This window comes from Actinospica durhamensis (assembly GCF_018139695.1).
Taxonomy (GTDB): domain Bacteria; phylum Actinomycetota; class Actinomycetes; order Streptomycetales; family Catenulisporaceae; genus Actinospica; species Actinospica durhamensis.
In genome coordinates this window covers 1-872 of sequence record NZ_JAGSOG010000630.1, presented here as the reverse complement: position 1 = coordinate 872, position 872 = coordinate 1, and the positions used below count along the sequence as shown (strand labels likewise).

Sequence of the window (872 nt, the reverse complement as noted above, 5' to 3'; positions counted from 1 at the left end):
TGCGCGGTAACACCACGAAGCCCTGCGTCGCATCACTGCGCTTGACGATGTGCACGGTCAGCGACCAGTACTTCCTCGCGGTCTTGACCAACTGCCCGGCGTATCCGCCGTCGGCCCACACCAGGGTGACCCTCGGGCACACCAGGTGCAGCAGTCCGAGCAGCACCCGGGCCGCGTCGCGATCCTGCACGTTGGCCGGCCCGGCGAACACACAGATCAGCAGACCGAGTGTGTCCACGGCGATGTGCCTTTTCCGGCCGGTGACCTTCTTGCCGTTGTCCCAGCCGCGCGTGCCCGCCCCGACCGTGGCGGCGGCGCGCACCGACTGCGAGTCGATGATCGCGGCGCTCGGCTCGGGATCCCGGCCGGCCGCGGCGCGCACCCGGCGGCGCAGCTCGTCGACGACCCGCTCGGTGACGCAGGCCTTCTCCCACCGCAAAAAGTAGGCGTACACCCGCTTCCACGGGGCGAAGTCCCGCGGCAGGCCGCGCCACTTGCAGCCCTGATCCACGAGGTAGCGCAGCGCGTCGACGATCTCCCGGCGGCAGTACCGCTCCGGGTGCCCGCCGCCCGCGCTCGCGCACGCCGGGACCGGCAGCAGCGGCTCGAGCACCGACCACTCCGCATCCGTCATATCGCTCGGGTAGAACCGCTCGCGGCGCGGCCGGTCCGCGTGAAACCGGGCGTACCGACAGCAGGGCTGCTCAGCTGCGCGAATGACACCTGGCGCGGGCATGGGGGAAGATGACACGGAAGGCTCCTGAGACCGGTGTTGCGTAGAGAACACCACCAGTAACAGGAGCCTTCACACTGCCGCCTGACTGACCATCAGGCGAGACGAGCCGAGCCACGGAAGAAGCGGGACACCTTCT

1 protein-coding gene is annotated in these 872 nt (G+C 69.6%); it reads right to left on the bottom strand.

Annotation, left to right across the window (positions count from 1 at the left end; translation table 11 throughout):
* On the bottom strand, positions 1-634 hold a 634-nt coding region (locus KDL01_RS41465), incomplete at its 3' end, for an IS5 family transposase (protein WP_212534201.1).
* Positions 635-872: the final 238 nt, after the last annotated feature.